Source organism: Streptomyces sp. NPDC045955, assembly GCF_056430805.1.
In genome coordinates this window covers 57,508-80,989 of sequence record NZ_JBWKKY010000031.1, presented here as the reverse complement: position 1 = coordinate 80,989, position 23,482 = coordinate 57,508, and the positions used below count along the sequence as shown (strand labels likewise).

Genomic DNA, 23,482 nt, shown 5'->3' with positions numbered 1-23,482 from the left:
CTTTTCCATCGCCTCTCCCTGCTGCCCTCGCGTAGGGGTGCGGTCCCTCTCTCTCCCCCCCCCCCCCCCCCCCCCCCCCCCCCCCTCCCTCTCCCCCCCCCCGGCCCCGTTCTGCCGGAGCATCCTCGGAACGTCCTGTTCGTCGGAACGTCCTGTTCGTCGGAACGTCACGTTTGTTGGTACGTCCTGACAAAGCTGTTGACATCGCCCGGAGGCGCCCGCATAGTACCTGCCACTAGAGCGCGCTAGTGACGCGCTCCAGTTGCCTCCCGGACCGGGCCCGGCCCGCTCTCCCCAGCACACCGAGGTGCACCCGACATGCGCAGACACCACAGATCCGCCGCCCTGACCACCGCCGTCCTCGTGGGCGCCCTGCTCGCCGCCGGCTGCTCCAGCGGCTCCGGCGGGAAGAAGTCCGAGTCCGGCGGCACCGACGCCGCCGCGGGCAAGGCCACCACTCCGCGGATGACCGTCGCGATGGTCACGCACGCGGCACCCGGCGACACCTTCTGGGACCTGATCCGCAAGGGCGCCCAGGCGGCGGCCGCGAAAGACAACATCAAGCTCGTCTACTCCAGCGACCCGGTCGCCGGAAACCAGGCCAACCTGGTGCAGAACGCCATCGACCAGAAGGTCGACGGCATCGCGCTCACCGCCGCCAAGCCCGACGCCATGAAGGCGGTCGTGGCCAAGGCCAAGGCGGCCGGCATCCCCGTCGTCGGCTTCAACTCCGGCCTGGACAACTGGCGGGAACTCGGCATGCTCGAGTACTTCGGCCAGGACGAGAACATCGCCGGCCAGGCCTTCGGCGAGCGCCTCAACCAGCAGGGCGCCAAGCACGCCGTCTGCGTGATCCAGGAGCAGGGCCAGGTCGCCCTGGAGGCGCGCTGCGCCGGCCTGAAGAAGGGCTTCAAGGGCACGACGGAGAACCTGTACGTCAACGGCACCGACATGCCCTCCGTGAAGTCGACCCTGACGGCCAAACTCCAGAAGGACTCCAGCATCGACCAGGTGGTCACGCTGGGCGCCCCGATCGCCATGACCGCCATACAGTCGGTCAAGGACGCCGGCAGCAAGGCCGAGGTCGCCACCTTCGACCTCAACAAGGACCTTGTCGGCGCCATCCAGGGCGGGGACATCGAGTTCGCCGTCGACCAGCAGCCCTACCTCCAGGGCTACCTCGCCGTCGACGGACTGTGGCTCTACAGGACGAACGGCAACTTCAGCGGTGGGAGCACCGCCCCCGTGCTCACCGGGCCGGCCTTCGTCACGAAGGACAACGTCGACAGCGTCGCGGAGTTCGCGAAGAAGGGCACGCGCTAGGAACCCTCCGCCGGGGCAGGCCCGCTCGTTCCCCGCACCACCAGCTTGGGGTCCAGCACCGCCTCCCTCGGCGGCAGTTCCTCGTTCTGAAGCCGTTCGACGGCGAAGCGGACCGCGTGCTCGGCCATGAGGACCGCGTCCTGGCGGACGGTGGTCAGCCCGATCGGCATCAGATGGGAGAGGTGGCTGTCGTCGTAGCCGACGACGGACAGGTCGCGCGGGACCTCGACGCCCGCCCGGGTCAGGGCCATCAGCAGCCCCATGGCGCAGCGGTCGTTGCCGGCGAGGACCGCCGTCGGCAACGGCTGTCCACCGTCGCGTTCGGCCAGCAGCAGCCGGCCGGTCTCGATACCGGACTCCTCGGTGTGCTCGCCGGGAATCACCCGCGCCTGCGCCTGAAGCCCGTGGCGCCGCATCGCGGCTCTGTAGGCACGCCGCCGCTCCGCCGAACCGGGACCGCGTCCGCCGTCGATGTGCACGATCCGGCGGTGCCCCAGCTCCACCAGGTGGTCCATGGCCTGCCGGACGCCCTTGCCCTCGGCGGAGTGCACGAAGTCGACATGGGCCTGGGGCACCCGGCGGCTGATCGAGACGGCGACCGTGCGCTGTCCGAGCTCGGCGAGGTAGGCGGGGTCGGCGTCCGGGCCGAGCAGGATCACCGCCTCGCAGCGGTGGCTGAGCAGCGCCTCGACCGCCTTGGCCTCGCTGCGGCCGTGGGTGGCGCCGGAGAGCAGGACGTCGTAGCCGAGCCGCTCGGCCTCGGGGTAGATGCCGGTGATGAGGTCCGTGTGGAAGGTCTGGTGCACGGTGAACATCACGCCGAGCGTGCGGCTGCGGCCGCGGGCCAGCAGCCGGGCCGCGCTGTCGGGCCGGTAACCGATCTCGTCGGCGACGCGCAGGACCCGTTCCCGGGTCTCCCGGCTGGCCCCCGCCTGGTTGCGGAAGATGATCGAGACGAGCGCGCGGGACACGCCCGCCTTCTCGGCGACGTCCGCCATCGTGGGCCGCTGCCTGCCCGATGCATCCACGTGTGAACCCACCCTCCGACGCCGACCACCTTACGGGTGTCCCGCACGGGGCCCGTACCAGGACCCGGCAATCTCCCGGCAACACCCTATTGACATGACATTTGGACAGGGGTCATCGTACTCGAACTAGAGCGCGCTAGTAGAGCGCATCAGTTTCACGCCAACCCCCTTCCTCTCCCCCGAAGGACTCTCACCATGGCAACGGTGCCAGCCCCGCTGCGTACGACCGTCGGCAACCTGTGCCTCGGCTCCGCCCCCGACTCCTGGGGGGTCTGGTTCCCCGACGACGAGCACCAGGTGTCGTACACCCGTTTCCTCGACGAGCTGGCCCAGGCCGGGTACGAGTGGCTGGAGCTCGGCCCGTACGGCTACCTCCCCACCGACCCGCAGCGGCTGCAGGCCGAACTGGACGCCCGGGGGCTGAAGGTCTCCGGTGGCACCGCGTTCGGCGCGCTGCACCGGCCCGAGGCCTGGGACGAGATGCTCGCCCACGTCCGGCAGGTCGCCGCGCTGACCGCCGCCGCGGGGGCGCATCATCTCGTCTTCATCCCGCCGATGTACCGGGACGAGAAGACGGGCGCGTTCACCGAGTCGCCCGAGCTGACCGCCGAGCAGTGGGCCGGGTTCGGCCGGGCCGCCGACCGGCTGGGCAGACTGCTGCTGGAGGAGTACGACGTGCGTCTGGTCGTCCATCCGCACGCCGACAGCCACATCCAGACGCAAGCCGAGATCGAACGGCTGCTGAACGAGTCCGACAGCCGTTACACCAACCTCTGCCTGGACACGGGGCATGTCGCCTACGGCGGCGGGGACAACCTCGATCTGATCCGCCGCTTCGGTGAGCGCGTCGGCTACGTGCACATCAAACAGATGGACCCGGAGATCCTGGCACAAGTCGCGGCCGAGGACCTGTCCTTCGGCGAGGCCGTGAAGCGCGGGGTGTGCGTGTCACCGCCGGCCGGGGTGCCGAAGCCGGCCGACGTGGTGGGCGAACTCGCCAAGCTCGACGCCGAGTTGTTCGTGATCGTCGAGCAGGACCTGTACCCGTGTGCGCCCGGGGTGCCGCTGCCGATCGCGGTCAGCACCCGCGAACACCTGGCCGGCTGCGGCCTGTCGGGTACCCGGCGCCCGAACATCGACAGGTAAGGAGCGGCCCATGGACGTCACGGACGACACGACACCGGCCCCCGTCCCACCCCCCGCCACCGCCGTCGCGGACGACGCTCCCCCGGCGGTCAGGCGGCGGCTGAGGCTGATCACGATCATCGCCACGTTCGGTGGTCTGCTCTTCGGCTACGACACCGGCGTCATCAACGGCGCCCTGCCCTACATGACCGAGGACCTCGGCCTGACCCCGGTCACCGAGGGCATGGTCACCAGCTCGCTGCTGCTGGGTGCCGCGCTGGGCGCGGTGACCGGCGGCCGGTTGTCGGACGCGCGCGGCAGGCGGCGCAACATCCTGCTGCTGGCCGTGCTGTTCTTCGTCGGCGCGCTCGGCTGCACGCTCGCCCCCACGACCGAGGTGATGATCGTGGCACGGTTCGTGCTCGGCCTCGCGGTCGGCGGCGCGTCGGTCACCGTGCCGGTGTATCTCGCGGAGGTGTCCCCCGCGGAGCGGCGCGGCGCTCTCGTCACCCGCAACGAGCTGATGATCGTCAGCGGTCAGCTGCTGGCCTTCACGTCCAACGCGATCATCGCCCAGGTCGGCGGCGAGTCCGGTGGCGTGTGGCGCTGGATGCTGGTCATCGCGACGGTGCCCGCGGTGGTGCTCTGGTTCGGCATGCTGGTGATGCCGGAGAGCCCGCGCTGGCTGGCCTCCCAAAGCCGCTTCGGGGAGGCCCTCGACGTCCTCAGGCAGGTGCGGTCGCAGGCCCGGGCCGAGGCCGAGCTGAAGGAGGTGTCCGCGCTCGCCGTCAAGGACGAGCAGGCCAAGCTCGGCGGGTGGCAGGACATGAAGAGCACGCCGTGGGTGCGCAAGCTGATGTTCGTCGGGTTCGGCATCGCGATCGTGCAGCAGATCACCGGCGTCAACACGATCATGTACTACGGCACCCAGATCCTCACCGACGCCGGTTTCGCCGCGGACAGCGCGCTGACCGCGAACATCGCCAACGGTGTGATCTCGGTGCTGGCCACCTTCGTCGGCATCTGGCTGCTGGGTCGCGTCCCGCGCCGCCCGATGCTGATGACCGGTCAGATCGGCACGACCGCCGCCCTGTTGCTGATCGGCGTCTTCTCCCTGCTCCTGCCCTCGGGTGACGCACGCGCGTTCGCGGTGCTCGCCATGACGGTCACGTTCCTCGCCTTCCAGCAGGGCGCGATCTCCCCGGTGACCTGGCTGATGCTGTCGGAGATCTTCCCGATGCGGATGCGCGGCTTCGGCATGGGGATCGCGGCCGTGGTGCTGTGGCTGACCAACTTCGTGATCGGGCTGGTCTTCCCGTCCCTGGTCTCCGGGATCGGGATCTCCAACACCTTCTTCCTGTTCGTGGTGGCGGGCCTGCTGTCGCTCGCCTTCGTCAAGCGCTACGTCCCCGAGACCAAGGGCCGCACCCTCGAAACCCTCGAAGCCCAACTCCGCACCCGCTTCTCCTGACCCTCCCTTCGAAGGAACGACCATGACCGTACGTGTAGGCGTCATCGGCGCCGGAATGATCGGCCAGGACCACATCCGGCGGCTCACCGAGGTCGTCACCGGGGCCGCCGTCACGGCCGTGACCGACCTCGACGCCGGGCGCGCCGCCGAGGTGGCGGCCCGGGCGGGGGCCACCGCGCTGCCCACCGGCGCGGAGCTGATCGCCTCCCTGGACGTGGACGCCGTCCTCGTCACCTCCTGGGGGCCCACCCACGCCGAGCACGTCCTGGGCGCGATCACGGCCGGCAAGCCGGTGTTCTGCGAGAAGCCGCTGGCCACGACCGCCGAGGACTGTCTGCGGATCGTGGAGGCCGAGCGGGCGCACGGCCGCCGGCTGGTGCAGGTGGGCTTCATGCGCCGCTTCGACGCCGGCTACCGCCAGATGAAGGAGGTCCTGTCGACCGGCTCGCTCGGGGCCCCGCTCATCGTGCACTGCGCCCACCGCAACCCGACCGTGCCGGAGTCGTACCACTCCGCCATGGCCGCCCAGGACACCGCCGTGCACGAGATCGACGTGCTGCGGTGGCTGCTCGACGACGAGATCGTCTCCGCGCAGGTGGTCACCCCGCGCGCCACGAGCAAGCGGTTCGCGCATCTCAAGGACCCGCAGATCATGGTCTTCGAGACGTCCGAGGGCGTCCGGATCGACCTGGAGGTCTTCGTCAACTGCCAGTACGGCTACGACATCCAGTGCGAGGTCGTCGGCGAGGACGGCCTGGTGCGGCTGCCCGACCCGCCGGCCGTCGGGATCCGTACCGCCGCCCGGCACGGCACGGGTGTGCTCCAGGACTGGAAGGACCGGTTCGCCCAGGCCTTCGACACCGAGTTCCGCGAGTGGGTCGCCTCGGTGTCCGCCGGCACCGAGCCCACCGGCCCGTCCGCCTGGGACGGCTACGCCGCCACCGTCATCACCGACGCCGCCGTCCGGTCCCTGGAGACCGGCGGCGAGAGCGTCACCGTCGACATGAAGCCCCGCCCCGCGTTCTACGGAGGCACCGCGTGAAGATCGCCCTCGACCCCTACATGTTCCGCTCCCTGCCGATCGACGACATGGTGCGCACGGTGGCCGAACTCGGCTACGAGTACATCGAGTTGTCGCCGCGCGCGGACTTCATGCCGTTCTTCCTGCACCCGCGTGCGGATGACGCGCGGGTGGCCGAGCTGAAGCAGTCGCTGCGCCGGCACGGTGTGCGGCTGTCCTCGGTGCTGCCGCTGTACAAGTGGTCCTCGCCGGACGAGGCCGAGCGGCAGGCCGCCGTCCGCTACTGGAAGCGGATGATCGAGATCACCGTCGAGCTCGAATGTCCGCTGATGAACTCGGAGTTCAACGGCCGGCCCGAGCGCGCCGCCGAGAGCGAGGCCGCCTTCTGGCGCTCGCTGGAGGAACTGCTGCCGGTGTTCGAGCGCGAAGGCATCGCCCTGAACCTGGAGGCACACCCGGACGACTTCTGCGAGGAGAACACCCCCGCCGTCGATCTCGTCCGCGCGATCAACAAGCCCTGGGTGAACTACCTCTACTGCGCCCCGCACACCTTCCACCTCTCGGGCGCCGATCCGACGGCGGACATCGCGGCGATGATGCGCTACGCCGGTGACCAGCTCCAGCACGTGCACATCGCGGACTCCTTCAACCACAAGGGCTCGTCCGGCCTGCGCTACATCCTCAACCCGCCGGGCACCCCGGCCCGTATCCACCAGCACCTGGACATCGGCCAGGGCGAGGTCGACTGGGACGCCTTCTTCGGCACGCTGCGCGAGCTGGGCTTCGACGGTGTCGCCACGTCCTGTGTCTTCGCCTGGGAGGAGCGGGCCCGGGAGTCGTCGGCGTTCATGCTGGACCGCATCCGCAAGGAACTCGCCGCCTAGGGGGTGCGGACATGCGCCCCCCTTGAACCTCCGGCCGGGGCCCCACTGCGGGAGGGCCCCGGCCGGAGCCCGTCTCAGGAACTCGTGAGGACGACGAGCTGCTGGGTCGCCCGGGTCATCGCGACATAGTGGTCGACCGCCCCCTCGATGCCCGTGCCGAAGCCCTGTGGGTCGACGAGGACGACCAGGTCGAACTCCAGCCCCTTCGACAGCTCCGGGGTCAGCGAACGCACGCGGGAGGACGCCGGGCGGAAGGTGGGATCGCCGATGACACAGGCGATCCCGTCGGCATGCGCGGCCAGCCAGGTGTCGAGGACCGAGTGCAGCTCCGCGGTGGATCCGTGCTCGACGGGAACGCCGCCGCTGCGGATCGACGTCGGTACGTTGACGTCCGGCAGCGCGGCCCGGATGACCGGCTCCGCCTCCGCCATGATCTCCGCCGGGGTCCGGTAGTTGATGCTCAGCGAGGCCAGGTCGACCCGGTCGAACCCGACACGCTCCAGCCGTTCCCGCCACGACTCCGTGAAGCCGTGCCGGGCCTGGGCCCGGTCCCCGACGACGGTGAAGCTGCGGGACGGGCAGCGCTGCAGCAGCATCTGCCACTCCGCGTCGGTCAGCTCCTGCGCCTCGTCCACGACGATGTGCACGAACGGTCCGGCGAGCCGGTCCGGGTCGGCGGTGGGCAGGGCACTGTCGTCCACCAGGGAGTTGCGCATGTCCTGTCCGTGCAGCATGACCAGCACGCCTTCGCCGTCGTCGTAGCTGTGGGCTTCCAGCAGGTCGTCGATGACGTCGGCCATGCGCTCGCGCTGGGCGGCGACGGCGGCCTCCCTCCGGCGCGCGCGGCGGGACGCCTCCGGGTCGCCGAGCCGCTGCCGGGCCGCGTCCAGCAGCGGCAGGTCGGACACCGTCCAGGCCTGGGGCTGCGCGCGTTGCAGCGCGCACACCTCGTCGCGGCTGAGCCAGGGAGCGCACATCCGCAGATAGGCCGGTACCGACCAGAGGTCGCCGACGAGGTCGGTGGCCTCCAGGATCGGCCAGGCCCGGTTGAAGGCCGTCAGCAGCTCCCGGTCCTGTGCCAGCGACGTGCGCAGCAGGGCCTCGGAGACCTCGCCCTCGTGCCTGTCCACCAGGATGGTGAGCAGTTCCTCCCAGATCTGGTCGCGGGCCTCGTTGTGCGGTGTGCCGGGTTCCGCCGCCTCGAACGCCACCGCCCAGTCGGCGGCGCTGAGGTGGATGTCGGACCAGTGGGTGGTGACCGTCATGGCCTCGGTGGGCGGTTCCTCGTAGAACCGGACGGCCTTCTCGATCGCCCGCACCATGTCCGCGGACGACTTCAGCCGGGCCACGTCGGCGTCGTTCTCCTCCCCCGCCGTCGCTCCCTCGTCGACGAGGTCCCGCAGGATGCAGGTCTGCACGCCCTCCTCGCCGAGGCTGGGCAGGACGTCGGACACGTAGGACAGATAGGGCCGGTGCGGGCCGACGAACAGCACGCCACCCCGGCGGTGCTGCCCGAGGCGCGGGTCGGAGTAGAGGAGGTAGGCGGAACGATGCAGGGCGACGACGGTCTTGCCGGTGCCCGGTCCGCCGTCGACGACGAGGGCGCCGCGCGAACCGGCGCGGATGATGGCGTCCTGGTCGGCCTGGATGGTGCCGAGCACGTCCCGCATCCGGGGCGAGCGGTTGGTGTCCAGGCTGGCGATGAAGGCGGACTGGTCGTCGAGCGCGGCGTGCCCGTCGAAGGCGTCGGCGGTGAACACCTCGTCCCAGTAGTCGCTGACCCGGCCGCCGGTCCAGCGGTACCGGCGACGGCTGGCGAGCCCCATCGGGTTGGCATGGGTGGCCCCGAAGAACGGCTCGGCCGCGGGGGATCGCCAGTCGACCAGGAGGCGGCGACCCTCACGGTCCGTCAGGCCGAGCCGTCCGACGTACACGGGCTCGGAGCCGTCGGTGGCGACCATGCGCCCGAGGCACAGGTCGAGTCCGAAGCGGCGCAGTGCGCGCAGGCGGGCGGTCAGCCGGTAGATCTCCGCGTCCCGGTCCATGGCCTGCCGTCCCTTCCCGCCGGGGGCCTTGCGCTCGGCTTCGAGACGCTCGGTCAGTTCGTCGATCGACTGCTCGAGGCAGTCGGCGACGGCGGCGAAGTGCCGCTCGTCCCCGGCGATCAGCGCCGGGTCGGCTTTGTGTGAGAGGCGGTCGGGAAGGTCGAACGCGCTCGTGGTCAGGGGGGTCACGTCATGCTCCCGTTTCCGCAGGTCCTGGGCCTAGGCGGGACAGTTTGCGGGAGACATGGGGCCTTGCCGCAAGACCCCCTGTGTGTTATAGCTTGAGAGTGGCAAGGAGAGAACTCCTTGCCTTTCTTGCTTTTTCGCCGCCGTTCGTGCGAGGTCACACCGGTCCGGGTGCCGTCATCCAGCGCCACTGGGTGAATTCCTCCAGACTGGCTGTGCCGCCGATGCGGGAGCCGTTGCCGGAGATGCCCATGCCTCCGAAGGGGGCGTTCGCGGCGTCCTTGGCGGAGACGTCGTTGATGTGGACCATGCCGGTGCGCAGTCGCTCGGCGACAGCGGTCGCCCTCGGTACGGATCCCGAGTGCACGGCGGCCGTCAGGCCGTACGCGGTGTCGTTGGTGATCTCGACGGCCTCCTCCTCGCTGTGAAACGGAATGACGGGGGCGACGGGACCGAAGATCTCCTCGGTGAACGCGGGCATGGCCCGGTCGACCCGGTCCAGGACGGTGGGTGGGTAGAAGAGTCCGTCGCGTCGGCCGCCCGTGAGCACCCGCGCCCCGCCCGCCACGCTCTCGTCGACGATGCGCTCGATCCTGGTGGCCAGCCGCTCACTGATGATCGGGCCGACGCTGACGCCCGCTACGCGGGGATCGCCGATACGCAGGGCGCGCGCGTGCCCGACCAGCGCCTCGGTGTACGCCTCGACCAGGTCGGCATGGACCAGGTGGCGGCCGGCGGCGACGCACGCCTGTCCCTGGTATCCGAAGGTGCTCACGGCTCCGGCCAGGGCCGCCGCGCCCACATCGGCGTCCTCGAGCACGACGAGCGAGTTCTTGCCGCCGAGCTCCAGGGCGACCCGCTTCAGCCCCTCGCCCGCCACACGCGCCACGACGCGCCCGACCTCGGCGGACCCGGTGAAGGCGACCATGGCGACATGAGGATCCGCCGCGACCGCCTGCCCGGTCTGCGCGCCGCCCGGCAGGACGTGCAGCACCCCGTCGGGCAGTCCGGCGTCCTCGAAGAGCCGCGCGACGAGGACGCCCCCGGACACCGGAGTGAGGGGGTCGGGCTTGAGCAGCACGGTGTTGCCCAGCGCCAGTGCGGGCGCCAGCGCGCGCACCGCGAACAGGAGCGGCGCGTTCCATGGGTTGATGACGCCGATGACGCCGAGCGGCACCCGCCACGCCAGACTCGTTCCTCCCGGGGTCTGCGGAGCCAGGACCTCGCCCCTGGGCAGGGACGCGAGTCCCACGGCGTGCGTCAGCTGGGCGAGGGCAGCGGTGATCTCGTAGTCACCCTTGGCGGGGACGCCGGCCGACTCCCGGACGATCCAGTCGCGGAATGTGGCACGGTGCCCACGCAGCGCGGAAGATGCGCGCAGCAGGACGTCGATACGGTCGGAGGGAGCTGCCGCGGCCCAGTCCCCGGCGGCTCGGGCGGCCCGTGCGCCGGCCCGGGCGACGTCCGCCCAGGAGGCGACGCCGATCTCGGCCAGGACATGTCCCGTGGCCGGTTCGATCACCTCGCGTGTTCCGCCCTCGGATGCGCGCCAGCCCCCGCTGTAGATCTTCCCGGCCCATTCGGCCGGGTCCGGCCACCTCGTGCCGTTGCCCTTCATGGGTGCCGCCCTCCGTCCGGGGTCGGTGCCGCCGTCCTGACATGAGGACCGATACACGCCTGTCTGTCACTCTTGTTGTCTAGTGTCGTAACAGTGAAGGTGCGACGCACCTCCAGCGCAGGGCGCTCTTGGGCAGAAGGCCGCCAGGGCGGGATTGAGGGCAGATGACGTCATGACCGGATCCGCGTCCGCCTCTGACGACGGCCCGAGCGCCGGATCGCAGGAACGTTTCGACGGTGCGGCGACGGCCAGGGCCGTCGTCAATGACCTCGGTGTCGTGACCTCGTGGAACGAAGGGGCGCGGCGGCTGCTCGGTTACCGGGCCCCCGAGGTGGTCGGCCGGAAGGCGGCCGCGCTTCTCGCGGACGCCGCTCCGGCCCACGTGCTGGACTCGCTGACCGGCCTGCGCAGGTGGAGCGGGACGGCCACGCTGCTGCACCGGGACGGCCACCGCCTCACCGTCGGGCTGCTGGCCCACCACCGGACGGTCGACGGGGACGACTGGCTGCTGGTGTCACCGGTGGCCCGGCCGGCACCGACGCCTGAGGACGATGCGTTCGTGCGGCGTAGTTTCGCCCAGGCTCCCTACTCGATGGCTCTGTACGACACCGGGCTGAGGTTGCGGTGGGCGAACACGGACATGGAACGTGTGATGGGCCTGTCCGAGCAGGAGATGCGCGGCCTGCGGGTGACGGAGATCGTCCTCGACCCGGAGAGCGAGCGGGCCGAGGAAGGCATGCGAGCCGCGCTGGAGACCGGTTGCCTCCAGGAGATCGGAGCCGCGGTGCACCTCGCCGGCCATGAGCGGGAGAGTGTGTGGTCGGTGTCCCTCGTCCCCGTACGGGGCTCCGACGGCCGGCTCGAAGGTGTCCTGCTGTCGGCACACGACGTGACGGAGCAGCACCTCGCGCGGCAGCGGCTGGTCCTGGTCAACGACGCCAGCGTGCGGATCGGCAGCACCCTGGACCTGCCCCGTACCGCTCAGGAACTCGCCGACGTGGCCGTCCCGCGGTTCGCGGACTTCGTCACGGTCGATCTCCTGCCGGTGATCGAGGGGGGCGAGGATCCTCCGCAGGGTTCTCCGGCCGGTCCGGTGATGCTGCGCCGGGTCGCCTGTCAGTCGGTGCTGGAGGGCTGCCCCGAAGCCGTGGTGCCGTTCGGGACGGTGGCGCCCTATCCCGAGGGCTCCACCGCGGCGGAGTGCCTGGCCGCCGAGCGGCCACTCATCGAGCACATCACGCCCGCCGCCCTGGAGGATCTGGACCGGACGGCCCCGGACCGGGCCGAACGCATGCGGCGGTTCGGGTTCCACTCGGTGCTGGCGGTACCCATGCGTGCGCGTGGCCTCACCTTGGGCGTGGCCACGTTCTCCCGCCATCGCCGGCCCCAGCGCTTCCAGCAGGACGACCTGCTGCTTGGCCAGGAGATCACCGCTCGCGCCGCCGTGTGCATCGACAACGCCCGGCGGTACACCCGCGAACGCGACACCTCCCTCACGTTGCAGAGCAGCCTGCTGCCGCAACGTCTCCCCGAGCAGGCGGCTCTCGATGTCGCCTCCCGCTATCAGCCCGCCAGCACCCGGGCCGGTGTCGGCGGCGACTGGTTCGACGTCATCCCGCTGTCCGGTGCCCGGGTCGCGCTGGTCGTCGGTGACGTCGTGGGCCACGGCGTCCAGGCCTCGGCGACCATGGGGCGGCTGCGCACCGCCGTACGCACGCTGGCAGATGTCGACCTTCCACCCGACGAGTTGCTGACCCACCTCGACGACCTGGTCAACCGTGCCGCCGGCGGCGGTGACACCACGGCCCCGCTCGACGGCGACGTCGGCGCCACCTGTCTCTACGCCGTCTACGACCCCGTCTCGCGCCACTGCACGATCGCCCGCGCGGGCCACCCCGGGCCGGCCCTCGTGGCACCCGACGGCACTGTCGAGTTCCTCGAGGTCCCGGCCGGCCCTCCCCTCGGCCTGGGCGGCCTGCCCTTCGAGTCGACCGAGCTGGAGCTGGCCGAGGGCAGCCTTCTCGTCCTCTACACGGACGGGCTCGTCGAGGTCCGCGGCCGGGACATCGACGAGGGGATCGCCGCCATGCGCGAGGTGCTGACACGACCGGCTCAGGATCTGGAGGCCGTGTGCGACGCCCTGTTGAGCACCCTGATCGCGGATCGCCCCACTGACGATGTGGCGCTCCTCGTGGCCCGCACCCGAGCCCTCGACGCCTCGCACGTGGCGACCTGGCCGGTGTCACCGGACCCCGCCGCAGTCGCGGATGTGCGCAAGACCGCCTGCCGGCAACTGTCCGAGTGGGGCTTGGACGATGCCGTGTTCGTCACCGAGTTGGTCGTCAGCGAACTGGTCACCAACGCCATCCGGTACGGACGGCCTCCCATCGAGCTCAGACTGATCTACGACCGCACCCTCATCTGCGAAGTGTCCGACGGCAGCAGTACCGCGCCCCATCTGCGCCGGGCCCATACCTTCGACGAAGGAGGACGCGGGTTGCTGCTCGTCGCTCAGCTCACCCAGGGCTGGGGATCCCGTCAGATGACCAACGGCAAGACCATTTGGGCTGAACAGGCACTTCCCGGCGACTGAGGTGCGCCGGAGGCCTGGCCTCCCCAGCGGCCGGTTCCGTATGACACGCTCTTCGGCGAGCGGACGGCCGAGAAACGGCCGTCGGCTGTCACGGCACCGTGGAGAGGCGACGGCATGCGCATCGGACTGCTCGGCACCGGCCCATGGGCGCAGATGGCCCACGCACCCGCCCTCAGCGGGCACGACGAGCTCGACTTCGCGGGCGTGTGGGGACGCCGCCCCGAGGCGGCGAAGGAACTCGCGGAGCGGCACGGTGTCCGGGCCTACGACGACGTGGACGCGCTGTTCGCCGACGTGGACGCGGTCGCCGTGGCGCTGCCTCCCGAGGTGCAGGCCGACCTCGCCGCTCGGGCGGCGCGGGCCGGGTGTCATCTGCTGCTCGACAAGCCCCTGGCGGCGACGGTGGAGCAGGGTCGGGCGGTGGTCGAGGCCGTCGAGGAGGCGGGGGTCGCCTCCGTCGTGTTCTTCACGACCCGCTTCCAGCCCGAGCCGGCGGCGTGGATCACCGAGCAGGCGGCGGTGCCGGGGTGGTTCACGGGGCGGGCGCAGTGGCTCGGGGCGGTGTTCAGCAGCGAGAGCCCCTTCGCCACGCCGTGGCGGAAGGAGAAGGGCGCCCTGTGGGACGTCGGGCCGCACGCCCTGTCCGTCCTGCTGCCGGTCCTCGGCGACGTGCGACGCGTGACGGCGGCGGCGTACGGCCCCGGGGACACGGCTCATGTGGTCCTCGACCACAGCGGCGGCGCGTCGAGTACGCTCACCCTGAGTCTGACGGCACCGCCCGCCGCGTCCGGTGCCGCCGTGGAACTCCTCGGGGAGGCCGGGGTCGCGGTCCTGCCGGAGGGCTCCGACGGAGCGGTCCCCGCGTTGATGCGGGCGGCGGACGCCCTGCTCACCGCCGCCCGGACCGGCCGCCCGCACGCGTGTGACGCGGCGTTCGGCCTGCGGGTCACGGAGATCCTCACGGCGGCCGACGACCTGTTGAACGGCGGCGCCCGTTAGTCCTGGAAGATGACCAGGTCCCTACGCCGGTGCGAGGGCACGGCCCCTCCGTAGCATCCGTCACACGCATCCGCGTGAGAGCGCTCTGCACGCGGCCGCGCAGGACGGCAGGGCGTACGGCTTCGCCTTCGACGACGTGGCCGACTTCGCCTCGCACATCCAGGACACGGCCATCCCTGCGGGCGCGGAGGGCAGACACGGGCAAGCTGGTGTACCTGGTCCTCGACAGGACCAGCCCCGCGGCCGAGAGGAACAGTGCCTCCAGACGCCAACCTGGAACGCAATGAGACTGAGGAGGGCCATCCCCGCGGGCGGGGGGAGCAGTGCGTGAGGGAGGGCGTCCAGGCCAGGCTGGAGGCCCCCCCCCGCAGGGGCGTGCCGATGGGGGTACTTCCCCCAGTGGGTGAGCATGTCCCGGACCTGCCATGCGCGGTCGTCGACGGGGGCCGGCGCGCCAAGTACCGGCCTCGGCACCCGCCCCCATGCTCACGATCCGTCAGCTGCCGCCGCCCTGTCGCCCGATGGTGCTGGCTCGTGGAATCAGCCGGTGCGGCGCCCGGATCTCCATGCCCGGGACGGGGGTCGAGCTGCCGATCCGCTTGAGCAGTCGCTCCACCGCCGTCTCCGCGATCACCTTCTTGTCCGGGGAGACCGTGGTGACGGACGGATTGGAGTAGCGGCCGTCCTCGATGTCGTCGTAGCCGACCACGGCGACATCCTCGGGGACGCGCAGTCCGCGGGCGGCCAGGGTGTGCAGGGCGCCGAGGGCGACCAGGTCGCTGTAGCAGAAGACCGCGTCGGGCGGCTCCTCCAGGTCGAGCAGGTGGGCCATGGCCGTCGCGCCGTCGGAGCGGTTGAAGCGCGGGGTGGAGACGACGAGTTCCTCGCGGACGGGCAGGCCGGCCCGCTCGTGGGCCAACCGGTATCCCCGGGTGCGCAGTTGGGCCGCCTCGCCGGTGCGGTAGGGCTGGTCGCCGATCGCCGCGACGCGGCGCCGGCCGAGGGCGAGCAGATGCTCGGTCGCCTCCAGGGAAGCGGCCACGTCGTCGATGCCGACATGGTCGAAACCGCCGTCGCTCACCCGCTCGCCGAGCACGACGAGCGGCAGGCTCGGATCACGCTCGGACAGGTCGGACTGGGCCAGGCCCAGCGGGCTGAAGATGACACCGTCGAACAGCAGATGCTGGGAGCCCCGGCTGAGGAACAGCTTCTCGTGCTCGGCGTCGCCGTCGGTCTGGTCGATCAGGACGTTGTAGCCCTGTACGCGGGCCGCGCGGATGATGCCCTGCAGCAGTTCGGCGAAGTACGGCGTGTCCAGGTACGGCACCACCACGGCGATCTGGCCCGAGCGGCCGGCGGCGAGGTTGCGGGCCAGCACGTTGGGCCGGTAGCCGAGCTTGTCCACGGCCTGCTGAACCCGGAGGCGGGTGGCCTCGGCGACGGGCGCGTAGCCGTTGACCACGTTGGACACGGTCCGGCTGGAGACACCGGCGAGCTCCGCGACGTCGCGGAGAGTGACGCCCTTTGCCATATGCCACCTTCATCCCGAATGTCGGTTTCAGCGCTGAAATTTTCCCTCAAGAGGTCCCCTGCGCCTCTTGCAGCGCGGCAACTTCTCGGTTAACACTTTTGCAGCGCTGCAAAGCGTAGCAGAAGGGCTTGATCCAAAGCGGATCGAGTACCCAGGGATCGTGGCGTCATCGCGCCGCGGACCGGGTCCCCGAGAGCGATCACGGGGATGACCAGTAGGAGCCGCAGTGGGACCAGCAACCTCTCACGGGCCGGGAGCCGCACCCGTCCTGACAGGGCATCACTCTTTACTCACCGCGGTCTGAACCGTCGTCCGGCGCGCCCGCCGCGCTGATCACCGATCCGTCTCTGCTCCTCACCGACGTCACGCACGCCCACCCTCCCGCGTCGACCGACGTCCGTCCGCCAGGATCCCTCGGCGGACAGCACACCTGAGCGCCTCGCGCGTGAAGCGTCCGCCCTTCACCCGAGCCGGCATGCCCGCATGCCGTCGCCCGTTCACTCCCCTCACGCCGGTCCTCCGTGTGCCCGGCGCACCTCCCCTCACCTCCCGTACTCCGTCCTGCCCTCGGGCACCACATCCAGGAGATCGCTCATGTCGTCCAGCAGCAAGCCCACGTACCGTTCCCTCCGGCGGACCACGGTCGCGGCGACCTCCGCCGCTCTCGCCGGCGTGCTCCTCGCGGCCTGCGGCGGCGGTGGCGGCAGCGCCGGCGGCGCGCAGAGCGGCCCCGTGCACATCAAGGTGTGGGCCTGGTACCCGCAGTTCAAGCAGGTCGTGGCGGAGTTCAACAAGACCCACAAGGACGTCCAGGTCGACTGGGTCCAGGCCGGCGTCGGCCAGGACGAGTACACCAAGCTGAAGACCGCGCTGAAGGCCGGCCAGGGCGCCCCGGACGTCGTCATGCTGGAGTTCCAGGAGCTGCCCACCATCCAGCTCACCAAGGGCCTGCTCGACATGGGCAAGTACGGCGCGAACGCGGACAAGGACAAGTACGTGGACTGGGCCTGGAAGCAGGCCTCGGACGGCGACCACGTCTACGCCATCCCGGTCGACGGCGGCCCGATGGCGATGATGTACCGGACCGACCTCTTCAAGAAGTACCACCTGAAGGTCCCCACGACCTGGGCGGAGTACAAGGAGGAGGCGGTCAAGCTGCACAAGGCCGACCCGAAGGCGTACATGACCGACTTCGGCAGCGACGAGACGGCCGCCGGCTGGCGCCAGGGCCTGATGTGGCAGGCCGGTTCCCGCCCCTACACGTATTCGGCGAGCAAGCTGCCGGACATCGGCGTGAAGCTGAACGACGACAACGCCAAGAAGGTCTACGAGTACTGGGGCGACCTGGTCAAGAACAAGCTGGTCGACACCCAGTCGTACGCCACCACGGACTTCTACAACGGCCTCAGCACCGGCAAGTACGCCACCTACATCGCGGCCGGCTGGGGGCCGGGCTACCTCTCCAGCGTCGCCGCGAAGACCTCCGGCAAGTGGGCCGTCGCCCCGCTGCCGCAGTGGAACGCGGGCGCGGGCGCCCAGGGCGACTGGGGCGGTTCGAGCTTCTCGGTGACCTCGCAGACCAAGCACCCGAAGGAGGCCACCGAGGTCGCCCGGGAGCTCTTCGGCACCTCCCAGGCGGCCTGGAAGATCGGCATCGACCAGGCGTACCTCTTCCCGCTGTCCAAGCCGATCCTCAACGGGTCGTACTTCCAGGACAAGAAGTACGACTTCTTCGGCGGCCAGCAGATCAACAAGGTGTTCGTGCCCGCCGCGAACGGCATCGGGACCTTCGACTGGAGCCCGTTCCAGGACTACGCCTACAACACCGACACCAGTGAGGTGGGCAAGGCCCTCCAAGGCCAGACCCCCTGGTCGTCCGTCAACGACAACGTCCAGCAGAAGGTGACCTCCTACGCGGGCAAGCAGGGCTTCAAGGTCAGCCAGTAACCGGCCCGAGCCCCCGCTCACCATGCCCCCGCCGGCGCGCCCGCGCCCGACAGCTCCGCCGCCGGCGGGGGCCCGCACGACGCGCAAGGAGAAGTGATGAGCCTGCTCCGACAGCAGGGATCCACCGCGACGGCACCGCCGAGTGCCGTCCCCGCGAAGGGACTTCGCACTCCCATGGCGGGCCGGCGCCCCGGCGGGCTGTCCGCCCGCACCCGGCACAAGGGCATGGGCCTGCTGCTGGTCAGCCCGTTCCTCCTGCTCTTCCTGGCCTTCCTGGTGGCGCCGCTGGCTTACGCCTTCTGGCTGAGCCTGAGGACCTCCACCCTGGTCGGCGGTGACCACTTCAGCTGGTTCGCCAACTACGAGCAGACCTTCACCGACCCGCAGTTCCTGTCCGGCGTGCGCAGGGTGGCTGTCTTCGGTGTGGTGCAGATCCCGCTGATGCTCGGCCTCGCTCTGGTGGGCGCGCTCATCATCGACGAGGTGACGAGCAGGCTCGCCAAGGTCTTCCGGATGACCCTGTTCATGCCGTACGCCGTGCCCGCGGTGATCGGCGCCCTGATGTGGGGCTTCCTGTACAGCCCGACCTTCGGCCCGGTGAACTCGATCAGCGAATCACTCGGTCTCGGCAAGGTCGACCTGCTGGGCCACGGTCTGATGCTGACCTCGCTGGGCAACATCGTGACCTGGCAGTGGACCGGCTACAACATGATCGTCCTGTACGCCGCCCTCCAGGGCCTGCCCCGCGAGGTCTACGAGGCGGCGAAGCTCGACGGCGCCGGCCAGCTCCAGACGGCCCTGCGCATCAAGGTCCCGATGATCTCCTCGGCGCTGGTGCTCACCCTGATGTTCACCCTCATCGGCACCCTGCAGTTCTTCACCGAGCCGCGGGTGCTGGAGCCGACCGCCTCCCAGGTGATCACCCCGGACTACACGCCGAACCTGTACGCCTACAACCTGGCGTTCCAGTACTCGGAGTTCAACTACTCCGCCGCCATCTCCTTCTCCCTCGGAGCGGTGGTCTTCATCGGCTCCTACTTCTTCCTGTTCGCCACACGCAAGAGGAGCGGACTGAAGTGACCACCGTCGCCGCACCCGCCGTCACCACCGCCCCGGCCACCGCCCGCCGCCCGTCCGCCGCCCGCGGACGCGTCACCGTCAACGTGGTGATGGTGGCGATGATCCTGTACTTCCTGCTGCCGTTCTGGTGGCTGGTCGTCGCCGCCACCAAGGACAACGACGCGCTGTTCTCCACCGCAGCCCTGTGGTTCCACTCGCCGGGCGCCTTCGTGACCAATGTCCGGCAGCTGTTCACCTACAACGACGGCGAGTACCTGCGCTGGATGGGCAACACCGCCGTCTACGCGGGCGTGAGCGGGGTGGGTGCCACCGCCGTGGCGACCCTCGCGGGCTACGCCTTCGCCAAGTACCGCTTCCCCGGCCGGAACGTGCTCTTCTCCAGCCTCCTCGGCGCCATCATGGTGCCCGCCACCGCCCTGGCCATCCCCACCTACCTGCTGCTGAGCAAGGTCGCGCTGACCAACACCATGTGGGCGGTCATCCTGCCCCAGCTGCTCAACCCCTTCGGCGTCTACCTCGTACGGGTCTACGTGCAGGAGTCCCTGCCGGACGAGCTGCTGGAGGCGGCCCGCATGGACGGGGCCGGCGAGCTGCGCGTGCTGTGGTCGGTGGCACTGCCGACCCTGAAGCCGGCGCTGGTGACCGTGCTGCTGTTCTCCATGGTCGGCACCTGGAACAACTTCTTCCTGCCGCTGGTGATGCTCAACAACGACAAGCTCTTCCCGCTCACCGTCGGCCTGCAGTCCTGGTACCAGGGAGCGCTGATCCAGTCCGGCGCCAACGCGCTGTTCACCCTCGTCATCGCGGGTTCCCTGGTGGCGATCCTGCCGCTGATCGTCACCTTCCTCCTCCTCCAGCGGTACTGGCGCGGCGGTCTGACCGTCGGAAGCCTCAAGTGACCTGACGGGCCGGCCCGTTCCTCCTCCTCTCCTCGCGCACCTCCCGGAGCGACCTTCATGCTGCACGCCTCCCTGACCATCGACCCCGCCTTCCGCGTCGCCGACGTGAGTCCCCGTACCTTCGGCTCGTTCGTCGAGCACATGGGCCGCTGCGTCTACACCGGCATCTACGAGCCCGGCCATCCGTACGCCGACGAGGACGGCCTGCGCCGTGACGTCCTGGACCTGGTGCGCGAGCTGGGCGTGACCGCCGTGCGCTATCCCGGCGGCAACTTCGTCTCCGGCTTCCGCTGGGAGGACAGTGTCGGCCCGGTCGCCGACCGCCCCACCCGCCTCGACCTCGCCTGGCACAGCACCGAGACCAACGCCTTCGGCCTGCACGAGTTCCACCGCTGGGCCGAGAAGGCCGGCGTCGAGCCCATGATGGCCGTCAACCTCGGCACCCGGGGCGTGGCAGAGGCCCTGGACCTGCTGGAGTACTGCAACCACCCGGGCGGGACCGCCTGGTCCGACCAGCGGATCAAGAACGGCGCCCCCGACCCCTTCGGCATCCGCATGTGGTGCCTGGGCAACGAGATGGACGGCCCCTGGCAGACCGGCCACAAGACCGCCCAGGAGTACGGCCGTATCGCCGCCGAGACCGCCCGGGCCATGCGCATGATCGACCCCAAGCTCGAACTGGTCGCCTGCGGCAGCTCCAGCTCCGCGATGCCGACCTTCGGCGCCTGGGAGGCCACCGTCCTGGAGGAGGCGTACGACCAGGTCGACTACATCTCCTGCCACGCCTACTACGAGGAACTCGACGGCGACCTCGGCAGCTTCCTGGCCTCCGGGGTCGACATGGACCACTTCGTCGAGTCGGTGGTCGCCACCGCCGACCACATCCGGGCCAAGCTGCGCAGGAAGAAGCGGATCAACCTCTCCTTCGACGAGTGGAACGTCTGGTACAACACCCGCTTCGAGGCGCAGGAGAAGCCCTCCGAGTGGGCCGTCGCCCCGCGCGTGATCGAGGACGAGTACAACGTCGCCGACGCCGTCGTCGTCGGCGGGCTGCTGATCAGCCTGCTGCGGCACAGCGACCGGGTCACCGCCGCCTGCCTCGCCCAGCTCGTCAACGTCATCGCCCCCATCCGCAGCGAGGCGGGCGGCCCGAGCTGGCGGCAGACCACCTTCCACCCCTTCGCCCAGGCGGCCCGGCACGCCCGCGGCACGGTCCTGCGGGTGGAGCCGGTCGCGCCGACGTATGAGACGAAACGTTTCGGCGAGGTCTCCGTCGTCGACGCCGTCGCCACGCACCTCGCCGGGGCGGACGGCGCCGACGAGCTCACCGTCTTCGCCGTCAACCGGCACCAGAGCGAGAACGTCGAACTCGCCCTCGACCTGCGGGCGTTCCCCGGCTACACGCCGGTGGAGCACTCGGTGCTGAGCGACCCGGACATCCGCGCCGCCAACACCCAGGACGACCCCGACCGGGTCCGCCCGTACACCGCCGGCACCGGTTCCGTCACCGACGGCCGCCTCACCGCGAGCCTGACACCCGTCTCCTGGAACGTCATCCGGCTGCGCCGCGTCGGCTGACCCACCCCTCGGACACCCGCCGCTCCCAACCCCTTGGTTCTCCCCCCGGGAGCGGCGGGCCCCGCACCACCCCCTCTTCGGACATTCCTTGGGAGCCGCCCATGTCCACCACCCGGGAAGGCGCCAGATCCCGCGCCCTGCCCAGAACCCAGGCGATCACCCTGCTGCTGGCCCTGCTCGCAGCAGCCGTCGCCCTCGTCCTCCCCACCTCCGGCCAGGCGCACGCCATCTCGCGCGCCTCGCAGACGATGTACACCCCGCCGTCCACCGCCCCGTCGCCCGGCTCGCTCTACCCGCGCGCCGTGCGCCTGCAGTACAGCGGATCGTCGAACGGCACCCTGCTCGCCACGTTCGAGCAGTACAGCTCGGGCACCCCGGTCTTCCCGATCTACCGCAGCACGGACAACGGCAGCAGCTGGACGCAGATCTCCAGCATCAGCGACACGCACAACGGCTTCGGCAACCGCTACCAGCCGTTCCTGTACGAACTTCCCACCCAGATCGGCAACTTCCCGGCCGGCACGATCCTCGCCGCCGGCAACTCCATCCCCAGCGACCTGTCCTCGACCGAGCTGGACCTGTACGCCAGCACGGACCACGGTGTCAGCTGGTCGTACGTCAGCACCATCGCGCAGGGCGGCGAGGCCGACCCCACCAACGGCAAGACCCCGGTGTGGGAGCCGTTCCTGATGGTGTCCGGCTCGAAGCTGATCGTGTACTACTCCGACCAGCGTGACCCCAACTACGGCCAGAAGATCGTCCACCAGGTCTCCACGGACGGCGTGAACTGGGGCTCCGTGGTGAACGACGTCGCCACCTCGACCTACAGCGACCGTCCGGGCATGCCCGTCGTCGCCAAGCTGCCCAACGGCAACTACGTGATGACGTACGAGTTCTGGGGCGCCCCCGAGGGCGGCTTCGCCGTCTACTACAAGATCTCCTCCAACCCGGAGGCGTTCGGCTCCGCCACCGGTATCGCCCTCAAGGCGACCGACGGCACCCAGCCCAAGAGCTCCCCGTACATCACCTGGCTGCCCACCGGCGGCGCCAACGGCACCCTGGTGGTGAGCGCCAACAGCAGCGACGACCTGTTCCTCAACACGCAGAACGGCGCCGCGAACACCTGGACGCGCATCGCCTCCACCGTCCCCGGCGGCTACAGCCGCGGCCTGCTCCCGCTGGCCGACGGCCACAGCCTGATGATCTTCAGCGGCGGCCACCTGACCAGCACGGGCCTGAACCCGATCACCTACGGCACGATCGACCTGGGCGGCGGTATCTCGGACGGGGCGACCTACACCATGTCCAATGCCAACAGCCACCTGATGCTGACCATCGCGGGCGGCTCCACCACCAACGGCACCTACGCCACCCAGCAGAACGCCGACAACGCCAATGACCAGAAGTGGCGGTTCGTCCAGCAGACGTCCGGCTACTTCAAGATCTTCAACGTGGCGAGCGGCAAGGTGCTGGGCGTGGAGAACCAGTCCACCGCCAACGGCGCCAAGGTCCTGCAGTGGGACGACAACGGCACCCTCGACCACGAGTGGGCCGTGGCGCCCGACCCGGCGGGCGGCTTCACCGCCACCAACCGGATCAGCGGCAAGGTGCTGGAGATCCCCAGCGCGTCCACCACGGTGGGCACGATCGCCGGGCAGTGGGGCCCCACGGGCTGCGCCTGCCAGCGCTGGAACCTGACCCAGACCGCCCTGCCGAACCTGGCGACCGGCCAGTACCGCCTGATCAACAAGAACAGCGGCAAGTTCCTGGAGATCCCCGGCGCGTCCACCACGGTGGGCAAGCAGGCGGGCCAGTGGGTGAACACCGCCAACAACTGCCAGCTGTGGACCTTCACGTCGCAGAGCGGCGGGGCGTGGACCGTGAAGAACGTCAACAGCGGTCTGTACCTCGACAACAACGGCTCGACCTCGTCCGGTGCGGCCGTCGTGCAGAACTCGTCCTCGACCGCGAACTCCCAGAAGTGGACGCTCACGGACGCGGGCAACGGCTACTACAAGCTCGTCAACGTCGGTAGCGGCCTGGTGGCGGACGTCGCCTCCGCCTCCACCGCCAACGGCGCGCTGATCGTCCAGTCGGCGGACAACGGCGCCGATGACGAACTGTGGCAGGTCGTGCGGGTCAACTGACCCGCCA

General features: G+C 70.2%; 16 protein-coding genes and 1 pseudogene. 13 read left to right on the top strand and 4 right to left on the bottom strand.

Annotated features, from left to right (window positions below; translation table 11 throughout):
* The first annotated feature begins 318 nt into the window (after nucleotides 1–318).
* A complete protein-coding gene (locus AC07F0_RS37450) occupies nucleotides 319–1,323 on the top strand; it encodes a substrate-binding domain-containing protein (RefSeq protein WP_478984550.1) in 1,005 nt (334 codons plus the stop codon).
* Here the strand turns inward: AC07F0_RS37450 and AC07F0_RS37445 are convergent.
* Nucleotides 1,320–2,321, bottom strand: coding sequence for a LacI family DNA-binding transcriptional regulator (locus tag AC07F0_RS37445; RefSeq protein ID WP_478984557.1), 1,002 nt, complete (start codon nucleotides 2,319–2,321; stop codon nucleotides 1,320–1,322). The genes AC07F0_RS37450 and AC07F0_RS37445 overlap by 4 nt on opposite strands.
* A gap of 225 nt (nucleotides 2,322–2,546) precedes the next feature.
* Between AC07F0_RS37445 and AC07F0_RS37440 the strand changes: the two genes are divergently transcribed.
* Genes AC07F0_RS37440 through AC07F0_RS37425 form a run of 4 tightly spaced genes read left to right on the top strand, consistent with a single transcriptional unit; the run spans nucleotide 2,547 to nucleotide 6,852 of the window.
* Nucleotides 2,547–3,497 carry a TIM barrel protein gene (locus AC07F0_RS37440; RefSeq protein WP_478984548.1) on the top strand — a complete coding sequence of 317 codons (951 nt, stop codon included), beginning with the start codon at nucleotides 2,547–2,549 and terminating at the stop codon, nucleotides 3,495–3,497.
* A gap of 10 nt (nucleotides 3,498–3,507) precedes the next feature.
* The gene (locus tag AC07F0_RS37435; protein WP_478984546.1) at nucleotides 3,508–4,947 is read left to right on the top strand and encodes a sugar porter family MFS transporter; all 1,440 of its coding nucleotides are present in this window, start codon (nucleotides 3,508–3,510) and stop codon (nucleotides 4,945–4,947) included.
* 22 nt (nucleotides 4,948–4,969) lie between these two features.
* Nucleotides 4,970–5,989 carry a Gfo/Idh/MocA family protein gene (locus tag AC07F0_RS37430; RefSeq protein ID WP_478984544.1) on the top strand — a complete coding sequence of 340 codons (1,020 nt, stop codon included), beginning with the start codon at nucleotides 4,970–4,972 and terminating at the stop codon, nucleotides 5,987–5,989.
* Entirely contained in the window at nucleotides 5,986–6,852 is an 867-nt protein-coding gene (locus AC07F0_RS37425; protein WP_478984542.1) for a sugar phosphate isomerase/epimerase family protein, read from the top strand. The genes AC07F0_RS37430 and AC07F0_RS37425 overlap by 4 nt, the downstream gene beginning before the upstream one ends.
* A gap of 74 nt (nucleotides 6,853–6,926) precedes the next feature.
* On the opposite strand, the gene helR is transcribed toward AC07F0_RS37425, so the two are convergent.
* Together helR and AC07F0_RS37415 are read right to left on the bottom strand one after the other, a co-directional pair.
* Complete coding sequence (helR, locus tag AC07F0_RS37420) at nucleotides 6,927–9,086, bottom strand: RNA polymerase recycling motor ATPase HelR (RefSeq protein ID WP_478984540.1); 2,160 nt, start codon at nucleotides 9,084–9,086, stop codon at nucleotides 6,927–6,929.
* 154 nt (nucleotides 9,087–9,240) lie between these two features.
* The gene (locus AC07F0_RS37415) at nucleotides 9,241–10,701 is read right to left on the bottom strand and encodes an aldehyde dehydrogenase family protein (RefSeq protein WP_478984538.1); all 1,461 of its coding nucleotides are present in this window, start codon (nucleotides 10,699–10,701) and stop codon (nucleotides 9,241–9,243) included.
* A gap of 172 nt (nucleotides 10,702–10,873) precedes the next feature.
* On the opposite strand from AC07F0_RS37415, the gene AC07F0_RS37410 reads away from it, so the two are divergent.
* From AC07F0_RS37410 to AC07F0_RS37400, 3 genes and pseudogenes are all read left to right on the top strand, one after another.
* Nucleotides 10,874–13,294, top strand: coding sequence for a SpoIIE family protein phosphatase (locus AC07F0_RS37410; RefSeq protein ID WP_478984536.1), 2,421 nt, complete (start codon nucleotides 10,874–10,876; stop codon nucleotides 13,292–13,294).
* A 114-nt stretch (nucleotides 13,295–13,408) separates the two neighbouring features.
* Nucleotides 13,409–14,293 (top strand): Gfo/Idh/MocA family protein, encoded by an 885-nt coding sequence (locus AC07F0_RS37405; RefSeq protein WP_478984534.1) that lies wholly within the window; start codon nucleotides 13,409–13,411, stop codon nucleotides 14,291–14,293.
* An 82-nt stretch (nucleotides 14,294–14,375) separates the two neighbouring features.
* Nucleotides 14,376–14,477 (top strand): annotated as a pseudogene (locus AC07F0_RS37400) (beta-1,3-glucanase family protein); the annotation flags it as partial.
* Between the two features lie 312 nt (nucleotides 14,478–14,789).
* On the opposite strand, the gene AC07F0_RS37395 reads toward AC07F0_RS37400, so the two are convergent.
* Complete coding sequence (locus tag AC07F0_RS37395) at nucleotides 14,790–15,824, bottom strand: LacI family DNA-binding transcriptional regulator (RefSeq protein ID WP_478984532.1); 1,035 nt, start codon at nucleotides 15,822–15,824, stop codon at nucleotides 14,790–14,792.
* A gap of 594 nt (nucleotides 15,825–16,418) precedes the next feature.
* Between AC07F0_RS37395 and AC07F0_RS37390 the strand changes: the two genes are divergently transcribed.
* From AC07F0_RS37390 to AC07F0_RS37370, 5 genes are all read left to right on the top strand, one after another.
* Nucleotides 16,419–17,771, top strand: coding sequence for an ABC transporter substrate-binding protein (locus AC07F0_RS37390; protein WP_478984531.1), 1,353 nt, complete (start codon nucleotides 16,419–16,421; stop codon nucleotides 17,769–17,771).
* 96 nt (nucleotides 17,772–17,867) lie between these two features.
* Nucleotides 17,868–18,851: a carbohydrate ABC transporter permease gene (locus AC07F0_RS37385; protein ID WP_478984529.1), complete on the top strand. Its 984-nt coding sequence runs from the start codon at nucleotides 17,868–17,870 to the stop codon at nucleotides 18,849–18,851.
* Nucleotides 18,848–19,750: a carbohydrate ABC transporter permease gene (locus tag AC07F0_RS37380; RefSeq protein WP_478984527.1), complete on the top strand. Its 903-nt coding sequence runs from the start codon at nucleotides 18,848–18,850 to the stop codon at nucleotides 19,748–19,750. Before AC07F0_RS37385 ends, AC07F0_RS37380 begins: the two co-directional genes overlap by 4 nt.
* A gap of 57 nt (nucleotides 19,751–19,807) precedes the next feature.
* On the top strand, nucleotides 19,808–21,328 hold the full coding sequence (gene arfA, locus AC07F0_RS37375; protein WP_478984525.1) for an arabinosylfuranosidase ArfA: 1,521 nt from the start codon (nucleotides 19,808–19,810) through the stop codon (nucleotides 21,326–21,328).
* Nucleotides 21,329–21,429: 101 nt separating this feature from the next.
* Nucleotides 21,430–23,475 carry an RICIN domain-containing protein gene (locus AC07F0_RS37370; RefSeq protein WP_478984523.1) on the top strand — a complete coding sequence of 682 codons (2,046 nt, stop codon included), beginning with the start codon at nucleotides 21,430–21,432 and terminating at the stop codon, nucleotides 23,473–23,475.
* Nucleotides 23,476–23,482: the final 7 nt, after the last annotated feature.